At 70.9% G+C, this 21,366-nt stretch carries 19 protein-coding genes and 1 pseudogene; 12 read left to right on the forward strand and 8 right to left on the reverse strand.

Annotation, left to right across the window (positions count from 1 at the left end; translation table 11 throughout):
* Positions 1-172 precede the first annotated feature (172 nt).
* The gene (gene fxsA, locus J2Z30_RS34770) at positions 173-778 is read left to right on the forward strand and encodes an FxsA family membrane protein (RefSeq protein WP_044568423.1); all 606 of its coding nucleotides are present in this window, start codon (positions 173-175) and stop codon (positions 776-778) included.
* Positions 779-887: 109 nt separating this feature from the next.
* Here fxsA and J2Z30_RS34775 read toward each other — a convergent pair whose 3' ends face one another.
* Positions 888-1,262 (reverse strand): RNA polymerase-binding protein RbpA, encoded by a 375-nt coding sequence (locus J2Z30_RS34775; protein WP_014056358.1) that lies wholly within the window; start codon positions 1,260-1,262, stop codon positions 888-890.
* A gap of 256 nt (positions 1,263-1,518) precedes the next feature.
* Positions 1,519-2,184, reverse strand: a complete 666-nt coding sequence (gene yczE / locus J2Z30_RS34780) for a membrane protein YczE (RefSeq protein WP_044568422.1) — start codon at positions 2,182-2,184, stop codon at positions 1,519-1,521.
* Between the two features lie 96 nt (positions 2,185-2,280).
* Between yczE and J2Z30_RS34785 the strand changes: the two genes are divergently transcribed.
* Entirely contained in the window at positions 2,281-3,804 is a 1,524-nt protein-coding gene (locus J2Z30_RS34785; protein WP_044568421.1) for an SCO1417 family PLP biosynthesis transcription factor, read from the forward strand.
* Positions 3,805-3,963: 159 nt separating this feature from the next.
* On the opposite strand, the gene J2Z30_RS34790 is transcribed toward J2Z30_RS34785, so the two are convergent.
* Both J2Z30_RS34790 and J2Z30_RS34795 read right to left on the reverse strand, forming a co-directional pair.
* Complete coding sequence (locus tag J2Z30_RS34790; protein ID WP_044568420.1) at positions 3,964-5,607, reverse strand: membrane protein; 1,644 nt, start codon at positions 5,605-5,607, stop codon at positions 3,964-3,966.
* Position 5,608: 1 nt separating this feature from the next.
* On the reverse strand, positions 5,609-5,803 hold the full coding sequence (locus tag J2Z30_RS34795) for a hypothetical protein (protein ID WP_020866907.1): 195 nt from the start codon (positions 5,801-5,803) through the stop codon (positions 5,609-5,611).
* A gap of 240 nt (positions 5,804-6,043) precedes the next feature.
* On the opposite strand from J2Z30_RS34795, the gene J2Z30_RS34800 reads away from it, so the two are divergent.
* The 4 genes from J2Z30_RS34800 to J2Z30_RS34815 all read left to right on the forward strand — a co-directional run bounded on the left by J2Z30_RS34800 (position 6,044) and on the right by J2Z30_RS34815 (position 10,334).
* Positions 6,044-6,466: an ankyrin repeat domain-containing protein gene (locus tag J2Z30_RS34800; protein WP_044568419.1), complete on the forward strand. Its 423-nt coding sequence runs from the start codon at positions 6,044-6,046 to the stop codon at positions 6,464-6,466.
* A 177-nt stretch (positions 6,467-6,643) separates the two neighbouring features.
* Complete coding sequence (locus J2Z30_RS34805) at positions 6,644-7,909, forward strand: ROK family transcriptional regulator (RefSeq protein WP_044568418.1); 1,266 nt, start codon at positions 6,644-6,646, stop codon at positions 7,907-7,909.
* 129 nt (positions 7,910-8,038) lie between these two features.
* Positions 8,039-9,373: an ROK family transcriptional regulator gene (locus J2Z30_RS34810; RefSeq protein WP_044568416.1), complete on the forward strand. Its 1,335-nt coding sequence runs from the start codon at positions 8,039-8,041 to the stop codon at positions 9,371-9,373.
* A gap of 100 nt (positions 9,374-9,473) precedes the next feature.
* Positions 9,474-10,334, forward strand: a complete 861-nt coding sequence (locus J2Z30_RS34815; protein ID WP_044568414.1) for a glycoside hydrolase family 16 protein — start codon at positions 9,474-9,476, stop codon at positions 10,332-10,334.
* 50 nt (positions 10,335-10,384) lie between these two features.
* On the opposite strand, the gene J2Z30_RS34820 is transcribed toward J2Z30_RS34815, so the two are convergent.
* Complete coding sequence (locus tag J2Z30_RS34820; RefSeq protein WP_308280200.1) at positions 10,385-11,422, reverse strand: serine hydrolase domain-containing protein; 1,038 nt, start codon at positions 11,420-11,422, stop codon at positions 10,385-10,387.
* Positions 11,423-11,692: 270 nt separating this feature from the next.
* On the opposite strand from J2Z30_RS34820, the gene J2Z30_RS34825 reads away from it, so the two are divergent.
* From J2Z30_RS34825 to J2Z30_RS34840, 4 genes and pseudogenes are all read left to right on the forward strand, one after another.
* Positions 11,693-13,099: an MFS transporter gene (locus tag J2Z30_RS34825; protein WP_044568413.1), complete on the forward strand. Its 1,407-nt coding sequence runs from the start codon at positions 11,693-11,695 to the stop codon at positions 13,097-13,099.
* Entirely contained in the window at positions 13,096-14,319 is a 1,224-nt protein-coding gene (locus J2Z30_RS34830; protein WP_044568411.1) for an FAD-dependent monooxygenase, read from the forward strand. The genes J2Z30_RS34825 and J2Z30_RS34830 overlap by 4 nt, the downstream gene beginning before the upstream one ends.
* Before the next feature lie 359 nt (positions 14,320-14,678).
* Positions 14,679-14,759 (forward strand): annotated as a pseudogene (locus J2Z30_RS34835) (IS5/IS1182 family transposase); the annotation flags it as partial.
* A 155-nt stretch (positions 14,760-14,914) separates the two neighbouring features.
* Positions 14,915-15,805: a helix-turn-helix domain-containing protein gene (locus tag J2Z30_RS34840; RefSeq protein ID WP_044568409.1), complete on the forward strand. Its 891-nt coding sequence runs from the start codon at positions 14,915-14,917 to the stop codon at positions 15,803-15,805.
* A 117-nt stretch (positions 15,806-15,922) separates the two neighbouring features.
* Here the strand turns inward: J2Z30_RS34840 and J2Z30_RS34845 are convergent, their stop codons facing one another.
* Genes J2Z30_RS34845 through J2Z30_RS34855 form a run of 3 tightly spaced genes read right to left on the reverse strand, consistent with a single transcriptional unit; the run spans position 15,923 to position 20,254 of the window.
* The gene (locus J2Z30_RS34845) at positions 15,923-16,615 is read right to left on the reverse strand and encodes a response regulator transcription factor (protein WP_044568407.1); all 693 of its coding nucleotides are present in this window, start codon (positions 16,613-16,615) and stop codon (positions 15,923-15,925) included.
* Entirely contained in the window at positions 16,612-17,988 is a 1,377-nt protein-coding gene (locus J2Z30_RS34850) for a sensor histidine kinase (protein WP_044568405.1), read from the reverse strand. The genes J2Z30_RS34845 and J2Z30_RS34850 overlap by 4 nt, the downstream gene beginning before the upstream one ends.
* 7 nt (positions 17,989-17,995) lie before the next feature.
* Complete coding sequence (locus tag J2Z30_RS34855) at positions 17,996-20,254, reverse strand: MMPL family transporter (RefSeq protein ID WP_044568403.1); 2,259 nt, start codon at positions 20,252-20,254, stop codon at positions 17,996-17,998.
* Between the two features lie 246 nt (positions 20,255-20,500).
* On the opposite strand from J2Z30_RS34855, the gene J2Z30_RS34860 reads away from it, so the two are divergent.
* Together J2Z30_RS34860 and J2Z30_RS34865 are read left to right on the forward strand one after the other, a co-directional pair.
* Positions 20,501-20,809 carry a hypothetical protein gene (locus tag J2Z30_RS34860; RefSeq protein WP_044581063.1) on the forward strand — a complete coding sequence of 103 codons (309 nt, stop codon included), beginning with the start codon at positions 20,501-20,503 and terminating at the stop codon, positions 20,807-20,809.
* A 35-nt stretch (positions 20,810-20,844) separates the two neighbouring features.
* Positions 20,845-21,300, forward strand: coding sequence for a peroxiredoxin (locus J2Z30_RS34865; protein WP_044568401.1), 456 nt, complete (start codon positions 20,845-20,847; stop codon positions 21,298-21,300).
* Positions 21,301-21,366 lie beyond the last annotated feature (66 nt).

A 21,366-nucleotide genomic window follows, 5' to 3' on the forward strand; every position in this document is an offset into this window, starting at 1 on the left:
CCGCCCGTTCTCCTCAAGGACTCTCCTCAAGGACTCACATCGAGGACTCTCATCAAGGACTCCTGGACCCTCTGGGACCCCTCGCGCGTTGGAACCGATGAGATCCCCTCGAGCCCCTTGGCCGTGCGACCCGCGCTCCGTATCGGTCACGGGGCCGGGCACACTTGGAGGCATGATGACCGGCGCATCGCAGCAGAGCGACCCGACCCGCCCGAAGCGCTCACGCGCCCGCACCTTCGTACCGCTGGGGATCGCCGCCTGGCTGGTGCTGGAGATCTGGCTGCTGACCCTGGTGGCGGACGTCGCCGGCGGGCTGACCGTCTTCCTGCTGCTGGTCGCGGGCGTGGTGGTGGGCGGGGCCGTGGTCAAGCGCGGTGGCCGCCGGGCGTGGCAGAGTCTGGCCGGGTCCATGCGGCCGGGCGCCGAGGAGCCCGCCGCGCGGCCGGGAAGCTCCTTCACGATGCTCGGCGGGCTGCTGCTCATGGTGCCGGGGCTGATCTCGGACGTGGCCGCGCTGGTGTGCCTGTTCCCGCCGACCCGGGCGCTGCTGCGGCGCCGCGCGGAGAGCGCGCTGTCGCGCCGGATGGGCTTCGTCCCCGGATCGCCGTCCGACCCCTTCCGCCAGGCCCGTGAGCAGTGGGAGCACCGGGACGGGCAGGAGCGCCCGGAGCAGGGCACTGTCATCCAGGGCGAGGTGATACGGGACGGGGACGACGACCGGGGCCGGGACGGCGACGGAGAGCCGGGCCCCGGACTGCGGCCCCGCGACCGGGGCTGAGACCGAGGCACGCCCGGCCGGCGCGAAGGGCGCACAAGGGCCGGGGCCACTGCTCGGCAGTGGCCCCGGCCCTTGTACTTCAGTTGTTATCTCAAGTCTGCCGCTTGGCTCAGGCAGACTTGCGGGTGTCCCGCGGATGCACGGCGATGTTCATGGCACCGGAGCGCAGAACCGCCAGCCGCTCGGCCAGCACCTCCTCCAGCTCCTCGCGGGTGCGCCGCTCCATGAGCATGTCCCAATGCGTGCGTGCGGGCTTGCCCTTTTTCTCCTCTGGACCGTCGCCGTCGACAAGGAGTGCCATGGCGCCGCACGCCTTGCACTCCCACTCCGGCGGGATCTCCGCCTCTACCGAGAACGGCATCTCGAATCGATGGCCGTTCTGGCATGCGTACTCCACGGCCTGGCGCGGGGCCAGATCGATGCCGCGGTCGGTCTCGTAGCTGGTCACCACGAGTCGCGTGCCGCGAAGAGCTCGCTCACTCATGAATCGTGCCTCCCGGGCTTGTCGCCCACAGGACAGGTGTCGCTGTCGTCGTCATCCGGTCAACGTCCGGTCGGCGGTGAAGATTCCCGTATTGGGACATGCGTCGCCCGTCGTGCCGCCCCGTTGTTCTACCCACAGGCGCCCGGTTTGTCACATCTGGCAGCAGATGTCACCCAGCGTTTCTGGTACTTTAGCGCGCAGTAACGGTCCGCCTGGTAGGCCAAGGGCGTACACTACCGCCCCGACGGCCCCAGCCCTAAATCAGGTCCCGGACCTGGCTCTCGGCGCCGCCGCGCGCCACGATCCCAGAGCCCGTCCCGGCGGGTGCGGGAATCGCGAAGACACGCAGGAAGAACTGCGACAGCGGCCCGATGACCAGCGCGAACAGCACCGTGCCCACCCCCACCGAGCCGCCCAGCGCGAAGCCGGTGGCCAGCACTGCCAGCTCGATCCCGGTCCGCACCAGCCGGATCGACCACCCGGTGCGCCGGTTCAGCCCCGTCATCAGCCCGTCCCGCGGGCCCGGCCCGAACCGCGCCGAAATGTAGAGCCCGGTGGCCGCGCCGCACAGCACGATCGCGAAGAGCAGCAGCGGAATCCGCACCGCCAGCGCCTCCGGCTCCGGTATCAGCCACAGTGTGCCGTCCATCACAGGCCCGATCACCAGCACGTTCGACACCGTGCCAAGACCCGGCCGCTGGCGCAGCGGGAGCCACAGCAGCAGCGCGGCGACGCCGACGACGACCGTCACCGTGCCGATCGACAGCGGGGTGTGCTCGGAGACGCCCTGGTGGAAGGCGTCCCACGGGTCGAGACCGAGCGTGGCACGCAACTGGAGCCCCATGGACACGCCGTAGAGCACCAGCCCCACGTAGAGCTGGGCAAGGCGGCGTGGAAGACGGCGGCGTGGAAGGTCGGACAACGCGTGCTCCTGGTGTGAGTGGCCTGCGGCATGTCACTCTGTGGCCCGGAACCAGTCCAGTTCCACGGCCAATCTCCGAAAGGTGGACCGCATTCGATGAGTCCATGGACGTCCGCTGTCGGGGCACCCCAACTGGCCCGGCTGCTCGGGTCACAGCACACCCGCGACGGCGTCGCCGCCGGGGCCGCGGCCTCACTGACCGGGGGCCGCCGCGTCCCCGCCTACCGCTCCCTCGCCGACGGCGTACGGCTGCTCATCCTGGAGGGCCGGGTTCCGGTCGCGGCCCGCCTCCCCGCCGAGCGCGAGCTCGCCGCGGCGCTCGCGGTCAGCCGCACCACCGTCGCCGCCGCCTACGAGGCGCTGCGCGGCGAGGGGTTCCTGGAGTCCCGGCGCGGCGCCGGGAGCTGGACCGCCATGCCCGCCGGAAGCCCGCTGCCCACCCGGGGGCTCGATCCGCTCCCGCCCGAGGCCGCGGCCTCGGTGATCGACCTCGGCTGTGCCGCGCTGCCCGCCCCCGAGCCCTGGCTCACCCGCGCCATGCGCGGCGCCCTCGACGAACTGCCGCCCTACGCCCACACCCACGGCGACTACCCCGCCGGGCTGCCCGCCCTGCGCCAGGCGCTCGCCGACCGCTACACCGCCCGCGGCATACCGACCATGCCCGAGCAGATCATGGTCACCACCGGCGCCATGGGGGCCGTCGCCGCCGCCTGCCGGCTGATGGTCCGGCCCGGGGAGCGGGTCGCCGTCGAATCGCCCAGCTACGCCAACATCCTCCAGCTGATGCGGGAAGCGGGCGCCCGGCTCGTCCCCGTCGCCATGGCCGACCGGCTCGCGGGCTGGGACATCCCCTCCTGGCGCCAGGTGCTCAGCGCCGCCGCGCCCCGGCTGGCCTACGTCGTCGCCGACTTCCACAACCCCACCGGCGCCCTCGCCACCGAGGACCAGCGCCGCCAGCTCGTCGACGCCGCCCGCTCCGCCGGAACGGTCCTGATCGCCGACGAGACCATGGCCGAGCTGCGCCTGGACGACGAGGTGGAGCTGCCCCGGCCCGTCTGCGCCTTCGACCCGGCGGGCAGTACCGTGATCACCGTCGGCTCGGCGAGCAAGACCTTCTGGGCGGGGCTGCGCATCGGCTGGGTGCGTGCCGCGCCCGAGGTCGTCCGCAGCCTGGTCGCCGCCCGCGCCTACGCGGACCTGGGCACCCCCGTCATCGAACAGCTCGCCGTCGCCTGGCTGCTGAACACCGGCGGCTGGGAGGAGGCCATCGAGATCCGCCGGGAGCTCGCGCGCGGCAACCGCGACGCGCTCGTCGACGCCCTCCGGCGGCATCTGCCCGACTGGGAGTTCACCGTCCCGCACGGCGGGCTCACCCTCTGGGCCCGCACCGGCGGCCTCTCCGGTTCGCGCATCGCCGAGGCGGGCGCCCGGCTGGGGGTACGGGTGCCGTCCGGGCCCCGCTTCGGGGTGGACGGCGCGTTCGAGGGGTACGTACGGCTGCCGTTCACGGTCGGGGGAGCGGTCGCGGAGAAGGCCGCCACCCGGCTGGCCTCGGCCGCCGATCTGGTGGCCACGGGCGCCACGATCGAGGCGGAGGCGCCGCGGACGTATGTGGCCTGACGTGCCGTAACGTGCTGTGGCTGTGGCTGTGGCTGTGGCTGTGGCTGTGGCTGTGGCTGTGGCCGTGGCCGCGGCTGTGATCGTGGCGTTGGCCTGACGTGCCGTAACGCGCCCCGGTGCGGCAGCGCTACCAGGCCTCGGTGGCTCCGCCCCCGCCGGCTAACCCCCGACGGGCGCCGGGGCCGGGGGCGCCGCCGGGTCCGGGGCCGGGAGCAGCCGGAGCACCGCCTGCCGCTCGGCCTCGCCGGCCCCCTCGTCGTACGGATCGGGCGTGGCCGGCACCTGGAGGCGGTGCACCGGGCCCGCGCCGAGCCGGGCATAGCCGCGGCCCGGAGGCGTCTCGGGCGTCGGCGTGGTGTGCGGCGGCGCCCCGAGGACGGCCGTGACCTGCTCGGACGAGACCGGGCCCAGCACCACCCGGGCCCGGGTATGGCTCCGTACGGCCTCGCTCAGCGCCTCCGCGGCGTCCAGCTGATCGGCCACCACCACCCGTACGTTCGCCGCCCGTCCGTGCCGCAGCGGCACGGCCAGGAGCTCCTGCGGATCGGTGCGGCCGTCCGCCGCCGCGAGATGGCTCATCACCGACGGCCGGTCCAGCAGGATCCACAGCGGGCGCTGGATGTCCTCCGGTGGCGCGTGCCGCAGCTGGCGGGCGCGGTTGGCGGCGATCAGCCGGCGCTCGGTCTCATGGCCCGCCCACTCCAGCGTGGCCAGCATCCCGGTCGGCCCGCACTCCACCGCCAGCACCCCCGTACGTCCGCTCAGACACGCGTACTCGCCGGTGCCGCCGCCGTCCATCACCAGCACCTCGCCATGGGGCAGCGCCTGTAGGGCGATGGAGCGCAGCAGGGTCGTGGTGCCGCTTCCGGGCTGGCCGAGCGCGAGCAGATGCGGTTCGGTCGAGCGCGGGCCGGTGCGCCAGACCACCGGCGGTACGTCAAGGGTCTCCGGCCCGTCCCCTGCCGCCTTCTTGAGCCCGACGTCCCTCGTGCCCTCCGCGCTCTCCTCGCCTTCCTCGCCCTCCCCGCACGTCTCCCGCCCCGCCAGCACCGGCAGCGTCCGCTGCACCGACGAGGGGTCGGTGAAGCCCAGCACCGTCTCGCCGGGCGCGGTGACGAAGCGCTGGGCGTGGATCGCGGTGGACAGGGCGGGCAGCACGGTCAGGGTGAGGTTGTTGGCCTCCTCGTCCCACTCGAACAGATATTCACGGCCGCGTCCCGACTTCGCGTACAGCAACTGCTCGATCCGGGTGCGGGCCGCGGGCTCGCCGTCGGTGAAGTACGCGGGGTAGTGGAGGCGCAGCCGGGTGAGCCGTCCGCTCTCGTCGAAGGCGAAGGAGCCGAACGCCTCGGACCAGTCGCCGCCGTGGCTGTAGAGCGGGTTGGGGTCCTCGGAGGCGGAGAAGTACGGCACCAGCGCCTCGTAGAGCGTGCGCAGCCGCTCGGTCCCGTCGGCGGGCGTCTCCGATGCGCCACCGGCGCGCCCCCGCCCGGCCCAGCCCGCCGCGCCGATCAGGCTGATCGCCGCGGCCAGTGGCCCGTACGGGAGCAGGAAAAGGACGAAGCCGCAGGCGACCACGAGGGTGAACACCGGTCCGCGGCGGTCGCCCGGCAGCTCCATCCACTTGCGCCGCCCGGCGGTGGCGAGCACGCGCAACCCGCGCGAGAGCGCGACCAGCGGCTGGAGCACATCGGCGACGCCGTCGGCCGTGCTGCGGGCGAACGCCCGGCCGCGGCCGAGCGGGACGAGCGGGGTGCCCCCGGCGCTGCCGAGACGGAGGCGGGGGAACGGTCTCCGGCCCACGTCAGATCTTGATCCCACCCAAGAGGCTGGCGAGGCTCGCGCCGCCCGCCTTGATGCTCGGAGCGATCGCGGTGGACGCGAGATAGAAGCCGAAGAGCGCACAGATGACCGCGTGCGACCCCTTCAGGCCGTCCTTGCGGAAGAAGATGAAGACGATGATGCCGAGCAGCACGACGCCGGAAATGGACAGGATCATCACGGTCTCCTGGCTGATGGGGGACGGTCAGTCACCATGAGTGGTTCCAGGATCACAGCATGTATCCATCGGGCGAAAGGTGCAATTGGGTGGATTATCGGTGTAATCATCACCATGGAGGCGTGGCGCTACGAGCCGACCGCCCGCCGGGGCGGGGTGCCCGCCTGCCCGGGTGGGTCGGCCGCCGTCCTTAGGGTGGATGATCACATACCCAGGTAGCGAAGCCGGAGGCGACAGGCCATGACCGAATCGAACCCCGAGAGCGAGCCCGCCCACGACCCGGAGGTGCTCCAGCTGGCGGCGAAGGTCTTCGACCTGGCCCGGCAGGGTGACACCGATAGGCTCGCCGCCTATGTGGACGCGGGCGTCCCGGCCAACCTCACCAACGACAAGGGCGATTCCCTGCTCATGCTCGCGGCCTACTACGGCCATCCCGCGACGGTGTCGGCCCTGCTCGAGCGCGGCGCCGACCCCAATCGGGTGAACGAGCGGGGTCAGACCCCCATCGCGGGGGCCGCGTTCAAGGGCGAGGCGGAGGTGTTGCGGGTGCTGCTGGCCAAGGGCGCCGACCCGCGCGCCGGATCGCCGTCGGCCGTCGAGACGGCGCGGATGTTCGGGCGGGAGGATCTGCTCGCGCTGTTCCAGGCCCCGGGCGCGGAGTAGTGAGCCGTACGGCGGTCATGAGGCAGCGCCGCTCAGCCGCCGGTGACCGTCAAGCCGCCCTTGACCGTTCAAAAAGTGAAGCGTGAGACTTCATTCAGACCGTGAGTTAAGCGATGAAACCAGTCGGCGTCAAGAGCGGCCGCGTCCGGTAGGTTCGGGCCGGGGGGAAGGAGCCCGATGGGTCAGATGAACCGACGGACCGTCCGCGACCTGCGGCGCGGCAACCGCTCGACGCTGCTGCGCCAGCTGTACTTCCGGGGCCCGGTGAGCCGCCAGGAACTGGGGACGCTCACCGGGCTCAGCTCCGGTTCGGTCAGCAATGTCGTCGGCGAACTGCTCGCCGACGAACTGGTGGAGGAGGCCGGGTCCGTCGAGTCCGACGGCGGCCGCCCCCGCACGCTGCTGCGGGTCGCGCCGGGCGGCGGTCATCTCATCGGGGTCGACGTCGGCGAGACCCATGTCCGCGTGGAGCTGTTCGACCTCTCCCTGACGGAACTGGCCCGCTGGGAGCATCCGCTGACGCCCGGAGGGCTGGAGCGGGATCCGGAGCCGGTCGTCGGCCACATCCTCACCGGCCTCGACGCGGTCGTCGACAAGAGCGGTGCCTCGCCGGACGCGGTCATCGGCGTCGGGGTCGGCGTCCCAGGCGTCGTCGAACAGGGGGACGAGATCCTCGTCCACGGGCCGACCGCCGGGCGGGACGCGGTGCCGCTGGAGCGGCTGCTGCGTACCGGCACCGATCTGCCGCTGTTCATCGACAACGGCGCCACCGCGCAGGGGCAGGCCGAGATGTGGTTCGGGGCGGGCCGCGGCGCGGACAACGCGGTGATCGCGCTGATCGGCTCCGGCGTCGGCGCGGCCATCGTGACCGCGGGGGTGCCGTACCGGGGCGCGACCAGCAGCGCGGGGGAGTGGGGGCATACGGTCGTCCAGGTCGGCGGGCGCGCGTGCCGGTGCGGTGCGGTCGGCTGTCTGGAGGCGTACGTCGGGGCCCAGGCGGTGCTGGACCGCTACGGGCACGGGGCGCGCGGAGCCGGTGCGGGCGGCGCGGACGGTGCGGGCGGCGCGGACGGTGCCGGGGAGGGCGGCTTGGACGGTGTCGGTGAGGACCAGCAGGCCGCGTTCGCCGCGATCGTAGGGGCCGCCGGGAGCGAGGCGCGGGCGCGCGAGGTGCTGGAGGAGGCCGCGGCCTACCTCGGCGCCGGTATCGCCGACCTGATCAACCTCTTCAACCCCGAGCGGATCATCCTCGGCGGCTGGGCCGGACTGCTCCTCGGCGGCCGCGTCCTGCCCAGGATCCGGGCCGCCACCGCCTCCTACGCACTGCGCCGGCCGTACGCGCAGACCGAGATCGGGCTGGCCGAACTGGGGCCCGATGCCGTGGCGTTGGGCGCGGCCACACTTCCGCTGGCGCACTTCCTCGCCACCGGTGGATCGCGCTGAGGGTTCGACTTCTGTCGGTTCAGGGGGAGTTGGGTCGGACCCCGCCTCAAATTCTTTGATGCAAGAAGGTCCAGACCTATTGACATGCATCGAACAGGGCTGGACATTGTGTCTCCCCGGAGGTGACCGATGACGGCCAAGGCGCAGGCAGCCCAGCCCTCGCTGCGCACCACCGTGCGCGATCCGCGGCGCGGCAGCCGCTCCTCGCTGCTGTGGACGCTGTACTTGCACGCTCCGCTCAGCCCCCAGGAGCTCGTCCGCCGGACGGGGCTCGGCGCCACCACGGTGAGCGCGGTCATCGGCGAACTGATCGCCGAAGGCGTCGTCACGGAAGAGGCCGTCAGGGAAGAGACCGTCAGGGAAGAGGCCGTCACAGATGCGGAATCGCCGCGGTTGCGGCTGGTCTCCGAGCACCGGTATGTCATCGGCGTCGAGGTCGCCGATACCCGGGTCCGTGTCGGGCTGTTCGACCTCGCCCTCACCCAACGGGCCGGAGCCGTCTACCCGTTACCCTCCGGCTCCGGATCCCAGGGCGCCGAAACCGCCGTCCGCCACATCCTGACCTTCCTGGACGCCGTCATCGAGGAAGCCGGAATCCCCCACGGGCACATCCTCGGCGTCGGCATCGGCGTTTCGGCCACCGGCTGGGACGGTGGCCCGCTGGAGCGGCTGCTGCGCACCGGCACCGCACTGCCCCTGCACATCGACAACGGCGCGGAGGCCCTGGGCCGGGCCGAGATGTGGTTCGGCGCGGGCCGCGGCGTCCAGCACGCCGTCGTCGCGCTCATCGGCTCCGGCGTCTCCGCGAGCGTCATCACCCACGGCTCCCCCTACCGGGGCGCCACCGACAGCGCGGGCGAGTGGGGCCACACCACCGTCCAGGCCGGGGGCCGCCGCTGCCGGTGCGGCGCCCGCGGCTGCCTCGAGGCGTACGTCGGGGCCGAGGCGGTCCTGGAGCGCTACCGTCAGGCCCGGCGCGGCCGCGTCACCCCCGGCGCCGACCAGGAGTCCGCGTTCGCCGCGCTGCTCGCGGCCGCCGACACCTCGTCCGCCGCGCAGCGCGTCCTGGAGGAGGCGGCGGTGTACTTGGGCGCCGGAATCGCCAATCTCGTCAATCTCTTCAACCCCCAGCGGATCATCCTCGGCGGCTGGGCCGGGCTGATGTTCGGCGCCCGTATGCTGCCGCGGATCCGCGAGACGGTCGCCGCGCAGGCGCTGCGCAGACCGTACGCGCGGACCGACATCGGGCTGTGCGGGCTGGGCCCCCACGCCGTGGCGCTCGGCGCCGCCGCCCTGCCCGTCCGCCACTTCCTGACCGAGGGCGCGCACCGTCCCGCCCGTCGCCCGGCCACCGCCCCCCAAGGAGCGCTGACGCGCCCTCCTCCCGTCTGTCACCCGGCCACCAGCACCCCGCGAGGAGCACTGACGCGCGCGGCCCCCACCACCCGTATGCCCGTGCCGTAGCGCCCGCGGACCCCGGCCCCCCACCGCCGGACACACACCTTCCCCCACCGGACCGGCACCCACCGGTCCCATCCCCCACACAGGAAGGCACCACCGTTCCATGAGAAGTACGTTGCGAAACACCGTGATCGGTCTGCTCTCCGCGACCGCACTCGCCGCCACCCCCTGGCTCACCGCTCCGGCCACCGCCACCACGGAGACCCCCCGGACCAAGGCCGCCGCGGCCGAATTCACCGACAACTTCGACGGCGCCGCGGGCAGCGCGGTCGACGGCTCCAAGTGGGGCCTGGAGACCGGCGACAACGTCAACAACCACGAGCGGCAGTACTACACCGACGGCAACAAGAACGCGGCGCTGGACGGCAACGGCAACCTCGTCATCACCGCCCGCAAGGAGAACCCGGCCAACTACAACTGCTGGTACGGCCGGTGTGAGTACACCTCCGCCCGCCTCAACACCTCCCAGAAGTTCACCACCGCCTCCGGCCATGTCGAGGCCCGGATGAAGCTGCCGCAGGGCCAGGGCATGTGGCCCGCCTTCTGGATGCTCGGCAACGACATCGGCAGCGCGGGCTGGCCCAACTGCGGTGAGATAGACATCATGGAGAACGTGGGCTTCGAGCCCAGCACCGTCCACGGCACCATCCACGGCCCCGGCTACTCCGGCTCGGGCGGCATCGGCGCCGGCTACACCCTGCCCAACGGCGGCAAGTTCTCCGACGCCTTCCACACCTTCGCCATCGACTGGTCGCCCAACAAGATCACCTGGTCCGTCGACGGCAACGTCTACCAGACCCGCACGCCCTCGGACCTCAACGGCAACCGCTGGGTCTTCGACCACCCCTTCTACATCATCCTCAACCTGGCCGTCGGCGGTTACTGGCCCGGCGACCCGGACGGCAACACCTCCTTCCCGCAGCAGCTCGTCGTCGACTACGTCAAGGTGACGGGCGGCAGCTGACACCTGCTGCCGATGTGGAAGCCCGCCGAGCGGTGTTCTCGCTGGTGTCATCAGCAGGGGCGGACCGCCTCCGAGACCGCCGCGACGAGGGCTTCCACATCGGCACTCCAGCGTGAGACGAGGGTGAGGTCACGGGCCGGGTCCACCCACAAGAGGTGATTGCCGCCGTTGCCCCGGGCGCAGCGCCCGGTCGACGGGGCCTGTGGCCACACCACGCGGCCGTCGTTGAGCCACCACGACAGCCCGTACTCCGGCTTGACGGCACACGGCGTCCACAACGCCTCGATCCAGCGCCGTGACACGATCCGGCGCCCGGCCCACTCCCCACCGTTCAGGCAGAGTCGGCCGATACGGGCCAGGTCGAGCGCGCTGATCCACAGCCCGCCGCCCCAGTGGGCACCGCCGGACACCACGGGGACGCGGACGCCGCCGAGGTCCACGAACGAGCTGTCGTAGCCGTGCCACGACCATGAGCCGGAGGCCCCGATGGGCTCCATGACACGGGTGCGCAGCACCTCCGGCAGCGGCCGCCGCACCAGGGCGGTGAGCGCGAGCGCCGTCAGATTCACCCGCACATCGTTGTAGGCCCACCCCTCACCGGGCGGCCCGCCCGCCGACTCCGTCCCCTCGCGGACGCTCTGGGCGTCCACCCCCGTCGGCTTCCCCCACAGCTCGCCCTCCCACTGGCTCGTCTGGTCCAGCAGCTGCCGCCAGGTGATCCGCCGCCCGTGGTCATCCGCGAACTGGGGCAACTCCACTGAGCCGCACACGGGTTCGTCCAGCCGTAGCAGTCCGTCGTCGAAGGCGACACCCGCGACGAGGGCCAGCACGCTCTTGGTCGCGCTGAACGCCATCTCCACCCGGCCCGGATCGCCCCAGCGGGCGAGCACCTCGCCGCGTCGCACGACCACACCACCGGGCCCGTGTCCGTTCAGCAGCGGCCCGATCACCTCGCGGTGCGAGACATCCGCCACCTGAGCCGCGAGGTAGCTCTCCATGTCCTCGACCCCGGCCACGGGCCGTCCCGCCCGCTCCCGCACGGCCCGCTCCAGCGCAACGGAGTCGACCCCCGCCCAAGCATCACTCACCGGCCCATCGTCCAGTCGTTGGCCCTCTCGTGGCAACACACCCTCCGTCAGACCGGCCCGAGCCGGCCTGTAGTGCGTAGGCACCAGGGCAGGTGCGTGGCTGGTCCGGGCGCACCAGGGGAAGACGGCGGCGGGAGACGATGCCCGGCGGGGCGCCGGAGGGAAGTGTTGGAGGCGCATGAATCCCGCGCATCGCGCACACATCGAGCAGGTTCACGCACCTGCTCGCGACCCGCGCTGAACTCGCAACCGACGATGAAGGGGACGTCTATGTCCCAAGCTGTGCTTTCCCCGCCCCCGGTCCGCATCGGGAGGCTGTCGATCGGTGCCCTCGGCATCCTGGCACTCGCCCTCGGCACCCTCCAGACAGTGGTGGATCCCGCGCTCCCACTGCTGCAACGTGAGCTGGGGGTCAGCTCCGGCGAAGCGGCACTGGTCTCCAACGCGGTGCTCATCACCGGCGCCGCCATCGCACCCGTCGCGGGCAAACTCGGCGACCGCTACGGCGGAAAGCGGGTGCTGGTCCGGCTGATGGCCGTGGTCTCGGTCGGTGGTCTGCTGGCCGGCCTGGCGCCGAACCTGCCGGTGTTGTTGCTCGGTCAGGTATTGCAGGGCGCCATGGTGGGTGCGCTGCCCCTTTCCTTCATCCTGGTGCGCAAACACCTCCCGGCAGGGGAGTCGCAGCTGGGGATCGGGCTGGTCATGGCGCTGTTCACGGGCGGCAGCATGGTGGGAACGCTGACTGCCGGGCCGATCGCGGAAGGACTTTCCTGGCATTGGATGTTCGCGCTGCCGACGATCGCGATCATCGTGATGTCGCTGGTCGTGGCTCGGTTGCTGCCGCATGATCCGCCGATCGAATCGGAGTACAGGTTCGACTGGCCGGGCGTGGTTCTGCTGAGCGGCACATTGCTCGCGTTCATGCTCGGGCTCGTGAGGGCGACGGGCGACGAGGGCCTGCCGCCACTCGCGATCGGGGCCCTCGCGGTGGTCGTGGCCGCCCTCGCGACCGGATGGGTTGCCGTCGAGCGCCGGGCAGCCTCGCCGATGGTCGATCTGCGCATGCTGGCAAAGCCCGCGATGTGGCATGCGTGCCTGCTCACCATCGTCATAACCACCAGTTTCGGGATGGTGAGCTATCTGCTCCCGCAGCTGTTCGGGGTGCCGGGCGACGGGTACGGCTTCGGGGCCAGCACCACCGACATCGGACTGTTCCTGCTCCCCGGCGCCATCGCCGGGGCGGTGAGCGATTCGGTCGGCGGGATCGTGGCGCGGCGTTTCGGTCTGCGTACCGTGCTCATGGTGGGCGCCGTCGTCACGGCGGCCACGATGCTCGCCCTGGTGTCGCTGCACACCGCGGAATGGCAGCTCGTCCTCGCGAGGGCGCTGGCCGCGATGGCCGCGGGCGTCGCCACCACGGCGTTGCTCACCGGCGCCACCGCCGCCGTCGAGACCAAGGACACCGGCATCGCCACCAGCATGCTCGTGGTGACACGCGTGACGGGCATCGCCCTGGGCGCCCAGATCGCCGCCGCGATCCTCGACGCCGACGCCGACTCGAAGACGGGGCTGCCCGCCGAATCGGCCTTCGTCACAGGTTTCGCCGTCGCCGGCCTCGTCGCCGCGTTGTCACTGCTCGTTGTCCGTATCACGAAGAAAAAGGGAGCCCACGCATGACACCCACCGGTCCGTCGATGGATGTGAGTACCACCGCGAAGCGCACAGTCCTGATCTCCGGGGCCAGTATCTCCGGACCCGCGCTGGCGTACTGGCTGCGCCGGTCCGGATGCGCGGTCACCGTGGTGGAGAAGGCGAGCACACTGCGCGACGGTGGTTACCCGATCGACATCCGCGGCACCGCGATAGAGGTGGTCCGGCGGATGGGGATACTGCCGCAACTGCGGGACGCCCACATCGATTCGCGCCGCTGCACCTTCCTCGACGCCGATGGCAGTCAAGTGGCCTCGGTCAACGCGCACGCCGTGGCCGGCAGTGTCGAGGGACAGGATCTCGAAGTGCGTCGTGGGGATCTGGCCGCGATCCTCTACGAAAAAGTCCGCGACGACGTGGAATTCCTGTTCAACGACTCCATCGACACCCTCGACCAGTCAGAACAAGGCGTCGACGTCACTTTCCACAGTGGGCGGCGGCGCACGTTCGACCTGGTGGTCGGCGCCGACGGTATGCACTCACACACCCGGGAGTCCCTGTTCGGCCCCGAAGAGCGGTTCCACCGCTACCTCGGCTACTGCTTCGCCATATTCACCATGCCGAACACCTTCGGGCTCTCCCGTGAGGTCATGATGTGGAACACCCCGGGGAAAGCCGCGGCCCTCTACGCCGTCGGGGACAACGACGAGCTGCACGCCTTCCTGACCTTCCACCAACCGGAACCGCCATTCGATGCCCTCCGGAACCCCGACGCCCAGCGGGACCTGGTCGCCACGGTCTTCGCGGGCGCGGGATGGGAGGTCCCTGCCATGGTCAACGCCATGCGCGACGCGGATGACCTGTTCTTCGACACGGCCGGTCAGATCCGCATGCCCCACTGGTCCAGCGGCCGCGTCGCGCTCGTCGGCGACGCCGCGTACGCGCCCTCGTTCCTCACCGGACAAGGGTCGAGCCTTGCGCTGGCCGGTGCCTACATGCTCGCCGACGCCCTGGCCACGAACCGGGACCACACCGCGGCCTTCGCCGCCTACGAACGCGACGTCCGCGAGTTCGTAGCCATGAACCAGGCGCTGGTCGACAACGGCGCGGCCAGGCTCTTCCCCACCACGGAGCGGGCCCTGGAGCAACGCAACACCATGCTGCGTGACCTCGTCACCATGCCCACCCCGACACCACGACCGGCCCACTCGGCTCTTACGCTGCCCGAGTTCGCCCCGATGCCGTGACCTGATACTCCAGCCGGATTTCGCTGGGTATTCATCCGTATGTACGGTGGCTGGGGCCGACGACTTCAGTGGCTCGTGCGCTCGGGCATCCCCGGCGGGCGGGAGAGGAGCCCGATCGGACCACTTCTCCCGCCCACGGAGCAGGCGCTCTTTACGGACAGCAGCCAAAGCCACAATGTCACACCGTATTTCCACTTGGCAGAGCGGCTACGGCTGCGCATTCGTCGATGGCTTCGAGTGCGGAAGACCGGCCGGTCGCCATTAACAGCACTAAAGATAGGGTGCTTCGCGAAGCGAGGACATGCGTCAGATTGCCTACACAGCGATCACATCTTGCTACCGGTGCCGCTGGCCCGGCGTGCGGGGCGTCGAAGTCCGCAGCCGACCGCACCCTCGATCGCCTCGCGCCGCTGCTGGCCATTTCGTCGGCGCGCCGACCGCTCATGGGCTCCAACGATCGTTGTAGTAGATATAGTTGGTACTATACGTATAGATAGTCAACAGTTACCACGAGCGCCAGCACGGGAATCGGATTTGCGGCGCACCATCACTCGGGGAATCACGTAAAGCGGCGGTCGCAAGGGAGGATCCCAGCGTGTTCAATTCGCCTGACTTCGATCTGGCACCATACGGCGATGTTGTTGACTGGGCTCAGTACGTGGAACGCGGCTTCTGCAGTTGGCACGATGCGGGCTGGCGGTCGCTGCTCGTGCAGAGTTTCGTGCACGCTCGTCAAGTCGAACACTTGCCGGCACCCGGAACGTCTGACCTGCATATTGTGCTGTGCACCGCTGGAGAGGCGATGATGCGGGTCAGCTCAGGAGGGACAACAACCAGGCGTCGTTGGCGGGCTGGGCGGCTTGAGCTCATGTTGCCTGGTCAGTCGACAGTGCGCAGCTACACGACGACATCAGTCCTGTCCACCGTCCAGGTGCATATCCCACGGACCATCGTCGAGCAGACTGCCGATCAGCTGGGGAAACGCGGCCCGGACTTCGAGGCATTGTCTGTCGCACTGGGCACGGGCGATCCGGTCGTCGAACACATCATCCGGTCGCTCCCGGCCAATCGGGAGGCGAGTGACCTGTATGCCGAATCGGCTGCGGCATTCCTCGCGACGCATCTGCTGTCCCAGGGTCGAATGCCGCGCGTGCCGGGACATGAGCACGCTGCTGTGCGCCAAGGCATTGCCATCATGCAGGATCGCCTGGCCGAGCCGCTCACTCTCGCCGACATCGCGGCCGAACTGCATCTCAGCTTGTACCACTTCGTCCGTGTCTTCCGGGACGCCACCGGCGTGACACCACATCGGTTTCTCACGCGGCTTCGCATCGAGCTGGCCCGGCGACTGCTGTCGGAGACCAACCTCACCATCGAGCAGATCACCCAGCGGTGCGGCTTCGCCGCACCCAGTGCCTTGTCATCGGCGTTCCTGCGCCAGGTCGGCGTCCGGCCCTCGGCATACCGTAAGGCGACCACCGGGTAGGCAGTCCGGCGCGCGTTCCCGCGCGGCATCTGCCGCCTCACTTCCGGGGGAGTGATTCACCACCGTCCGTGTCTCCGAACCACCTGTCCGCAGGCCCTTCCTGGCTCCGGTATCGGACTACGGCAGGCGGTCCGTGCCGCCGTCGGGGGCGGCGTGGGCCAGGCCCGTCCGGTAGGCGATGACGACGAGTTGCGCCCGGTCGCGGGCCTCCAGCTTGGTCATGGCGCGCTGCACGTGGGCGCGGACGGTGAAGGGGCTGAGGAACATCCGCTCGGCGATCTCCTGGTTGGACAGGCCGGTCGCGACCAGAGCCACCATCTCGCGTTCACGCGGGGTGAGCACGGCGAGCCGTTCGGGGTGGTGCGACGGGGTGTCGTCCGGTGTGGCCAGGAAACGGGCGACCAGGGAGCGGGTCGCGGCGGGGGACAGAAGCGTGTCGCCGTCGGCGATCGTACGCACGGCGTCCAGCAGGTCCTCCGCCCCGATGCCCTTGCCGATGAAGCCGCCGGCCCCGGCGCGCAGCGCCTGAGCGACGTACTCGTCGGTCTCGTAGGTGGTGAGGATCAGGATGCGGCTGGCACGCAGTTCCGGGTCCGCGCAGATCTCCGACGTGGCGGTGAGACCGTCAACCTCGGGCATCCGGATGTCCATGATCACCACGTCCGGGCGCAGCTCACGGGCGAGTCTCACCGCCTCCCTGCCGTCGGCGGCCTCGCCGACCACGGTGATGTCGTCGGCACTGTCGAGAAGCATCCGGAAGGCACCGCGCAGCAGGGCCTGATCGTCGGCGAGCAGCACCCGGAGCGTCATGGCGCATCCCCGGCCTCTCCGGCGCCCGTCCGTCCGTCGCCTGCCGCTCCGTCGGCCATCCGCCCCTCGATGGGTGTCGCCCCATCAGGCCAGGTCGCTCCGCCAGCCCATGCCGCTCCGCCAGCCCATGCCGCTCCGTCCGTCCTCCGCGTCGTGTCCTTGGCGGGCGGGAGGGGCAGCTGGGTGGAGACGAGGAAGCCGCCCTCCGGGCGCCTGCCCGCGGAGAGGTGTCCCCCGACCGCGGTGGCACGTTCGCGCATCCCGATCAGACCGTAACCGGGCGGGCGCTCCGGCATCGTGGCCGCACCCCGTCCCGTGGCCGCGGTCGACGCCGTACGGGCACCCCCTCCGTCGTCGGCGACGGTGATGGTCACGCGATCGCGGCTCCAGGCGAGGCGCACCCGGGCGCTACCGGTACCGGCGTGCTTGGTCACGTTGGTCAGGGCCTCCTGGACGATGCGGTAGGCGGTGAGGTCCACTCCCGGGGGCAGCGGCCTGGCCGTGCCCTCCTGGTGCACCGACACCTCCAGACCCGCGCGGCGGAAGGACTCGAGGAGCGTGGGAAGCCGGGACAGGCCGGGCGTCGGCCCGGCGGGCGCGTCCGCGTCCCCGGACTGACGCAGCAGACCGACCGTGGCCCGCAGTTCGTCGAGGGCGTCGCCGGTGGTCTCGATGAGCTCCTTCAGGCTCTTGCGGGTCTGCTCCGGGCGGGCGTCGAAGAGATGGGCGGCGACCGAGGCCTGCGCGTTGGCCAGGGTGATCTGACTGGCCACGAGGTCGTGCAGTTCCCGGGCGATGCGCACCCGTTCCTCGGCCACCCTCTGGCGCGCCTCGATGTCCCGGCTCTTCTCGGCCTGCCGGGCCCGCTCCTCCACGGCCGCCAGATAGGCCCGCCGGTTGTACACCGAATGACCGATTACGCCGGCCACCAGCGGGAACGCCCCCACCGCCGCCATCCTGCTCGAGTCCTTCCACGAGAGGGCCCCGAACAGGGGGGTGAAGGCGACCAGCAGCGCCGCGGAGGTGAGCGACACCGCGCTCACCGCGTGCCGTTCGGTGCGCACGGTGAGCGAGTAGACGGCGATCGCGGCGGGGGCCACGATGAGCGGGCTCAGCAGGAGGCCCAAGAGCGGCGCCAGCACGCCGCCCGCGGTCGTGGCCGCCATGACGGCCAGGGGTGCCCGGTGCCGCATCGGCAGCACGGCACAGGACACCACGGCGATGAAGTAGGCGGCGGCAGGCGGCGGTGACAGCGTGCTGCCGTCCCGCAACGCGCCGCCGAGCAGACAGAGCGCGAACGCCGCCGCCGTGATCGCTCCCTCCCGCCACCACATGCCGCGTGGTCGCGGGCCACCGCCACCCGTGTTCGTCATGGCCGGCTCAGCGCCAGTGCCGGCCGGTGGCGAGCGGCGGCACCGCTGCGTCCGGCTCGGTCGCGGAGGCCGGGACAGGCCGGCTCAGCTTCTCACCCTCGATATCCACATTCGGCAGCACACGGTTCAGGATAGGGGGCAGCCACCAGGCGCGGTGGCCGAGCAGTGCCAGGACCGCGGGTGCGATCGCCATCCGGACCACGAAGGCGTCGAAGGCGACGGCGGCGGCCAGGCCGACGCCCATCGTCTGGATGGTCGGGCTGCTCATCCCGATGAATCCGGAGAACACGCTGACCATGATGATCGCCGCCGCGGCCACCACACGTCCGCTGTGCCGGAAACCGCGCACGATCGCCTCGCCGGGGGCCGCGCCATGGACGTAGGCCTCCCGCATCCGGGTGAAGAGGAAGACCTCGTAATCCATGGCGAGGCCGAACACAATGCCGATGATGAGAATCGGCATCAGCGACATGACCGGTCCGGTCTGCTCGATGCCGAGCAGATCCGCCGCCCAGCCCCACTGGAAGACGGCGACGAGGACGCCGAAGGCGGCACCCACCGACAGCAGGAAGCCGAGTGCGGCCTTGACCGGGACCAGCACCGAGCGGAAGACCACCAACAGCAGGAGCACCGCCAGGCCGATGACCACGGTCAGATAGGGGATGAGGGCGTCGGACATGGCTTCGGAGATGTCGATGTTCATCGCGGTGGTGCCGGTCACCAGGATGCCGGCGCCCGTGTCGGCCTCGACGCCGGAGACCGCGCCCCGGATCGTGTGCACCAGGTCCTTGGTCTCGCCGCTGTTCGGCGCGGTCCGCGGGACGGCGGTGAGGACGGCCGTGTCCTTGGTCCGGCTGAGAACCGGATCACCGACCGACGCGACCCCGTCCACTCCCCGTATGGTCTTGACGACCAGGTCCGTGGTGGCCCGGGTGTCCCCGGACTTCGATGTGTCCACGACCACGGTCAACGGGCCGTTGAAGCCGGGGCCGAAGCCTTCTGACAGCAGGTCGTAGGCACGGCGCTGGGTGGTCTCCACCGACTTGGACTCGTCTCCGGGCAGCCCGAGTTCGAGGCTCAGCGCCGGTACGGCGACGGCGCCGAGACCGAGTCCGGCGATCAGCAGCACGGCCGCCGGCCGGCGCAGCACGAACCGCGCCCAGCGGGTGCCGAGACCGGGCCGGCCGGCCGCGGTGGGCACCCGGTGCGGGCGCTCGCTTCCCGACCGGTGATACGAGGGTGCCTTGCGGGCGGCGCGGGACAGCACCCGCCGGCCGAAGAAGCCGAACAGCGCGGGGACCAGGGTCAGTGCGACGAGTACGGCAAGGGCCACGGCGCCCGCACCGCCCATGCCTATCTTGGTGAGTTCGGGGATTCCGACGACCCCCAGCCCGACCAGGGCGATGAAGACGGTGGCGCCGGCGAAGACGACGGCGGATCCGGCCGTACCCACCGCCCGGCCGGCGGCCTCCTCCGGCTCGCTGCCCTCGGCGCGCTCGTCGCGGAAGCGGGAGGTGATGAAGAGTGCGTAGTCGATGCCGACCGCCAGCCCCAGCATCAGCGCCAGGATGGCGACGGTGGACGTCAGGCCCAGCGGCACGGTCAGCGCGGAGACCAGGCCGAAGGCGATGGCCACGCCCACGAAGGCGGTCAGCAGCGACAATCCGGCCGCGACCAGCGACCCGAGGGCGAGGACCAGCACCACCGCCGCCACCGCCACACCGATGATCTCTGTCGTACCGCCCGGTTCCTCTTCCGCGTCCAGGGCCGAGCCGCCGACCTCCACGGTCAGCCCGGCGTCCCGGGCCTGGCGCGCGGCGTCCTCGAGGGCGCTCTTCGTCGCCCCGGTCAGGTCGACGGCGGCCTCGGTGTAGGTGATCGTGGAGTAGGCGATGGTGCCGTCCTCGCTGACGGCGTCGTCCTCATAGGGGTCGGCGATCGACTCGACCTGATCGTCCCCGTTCAGGGAGCCGAGCGCGTCCTCGACGGCCGCCTTGTGCTCCCTGGCCGTCACCCGCTGCCCGTCCGGGGCCTGGAACACCAAGCGGGCCTCGGCGCCCTGGGAGTTGCTCTGGGGAAAGCGCTCGTCCAGCAGGTCGAATGCCTTCTGCGACTCGGTGCCGGGCATGGAGAGGTCTTCTTCCTTCCCCTCCGGCGCCAGCCCGGCGGCGGCGATGGCCAGCACCAGGACACCCAGCCACAGACCACCCACGAGCCGACGGCGCCGGAAGGCCCACCGTCCGATTCGGTAAAGAAATGTCGCCACCTCTTGATCACTCCAGACACCGCTAGGCAAGGGGAATCGCGCGGGATTCACGCGCCTCCAACACTTCCCTCCGGCGCCCCGCCGGGCATCGTCTCCCGTCGCCGTCTTCCCCTGGTGCGCCCGGACCAGCCACGCACGTGTCCTGGTGCCTACGCACTACAGGCCTCTGATGTGGAGTCGGTCCTCGTTGGGACCTCCGCACCCGTATGATGGGTATCCACTCCCGTGTACGGAGTTGGGGACGAGATGAGTGCCACATGGTGGCTTATGCAAGGTGAGGCCGCAGTCGGCGAGTTACGCCAGTACGGGGTCGACCAGCCGGTTTTTCTGTGTCACTTCACGCCGGGCCCGGCGTGGGAGACGGTCCGGGCGCAGTTCGAGGCGTGGTCCGCGCTGCGCGGCCAGGATCCCGACGGAAGCCGTACCGCCCAGGTCATCCGGTCCATCATGGACCTCGGGCTGCGGCTGGTCCCCACGGACGACAGCCCGTCGATGGCGCTGTTCACCGAATGCATCCTGCGCATCGACGGCCACACCGCCCGGTTGCGTTACTGATGCTCCGCCGGGCGCGCGGCCGGTAGCGTGCCCTCATGGACATCGGTGATGTGGTCGAGGACTTCGAACTGCCGGATGAGAGCGGCACCGCCCGTTCGCTCAGCGGGCTGCTGGCGGACGGCCCGGTGGTGCTGTTCTTCTATCCGGCGGCCTTCACCCCCGGCTGTACCAAACAGGCGTGCCACTTCCGGGACATCGCGGCGGAGTTCAAGGAGCTCGGCGCCCAGCCGGTCGGGGTCAGCGCCGATTCGGTCGAGAAGCAGGCGGAGTTCGCCCATGCGTACTCCTTCGGCTATCCGCTGCTGTCGGATCCGGAGGGGACCGTGCGGGAGCGGTTCGGGGTGAAGCGCGGGATCGCGGCGGTGCCGACCAAGCGGGTCACCTTCGTGATCGATACCGATCGCAAGGTGCTGGAGATCGTCAAGAGCGAGTTCCGGATGGGCGTGCACGCGGACCGGGCGCTCGATGCCCTGCGGGGCAGGAACGGGTAAGCCGCGTACCACCGTCCGCATCCTCCGCATCCGGCGGAAAACACTTGCGGGGGCCGCCTCTTGGGC

It is taken from the genome of Streptomyces iranensis (assembly GCF_017874715.1).
In the GTDB taxonomy this organism is placed as follows: domain Bacteria; phylum Actinomycetota; class Actinomycetes; order Streptomycetales; family Streptomycetaceae; genus Streptomyces; species Streptomyces iranensis.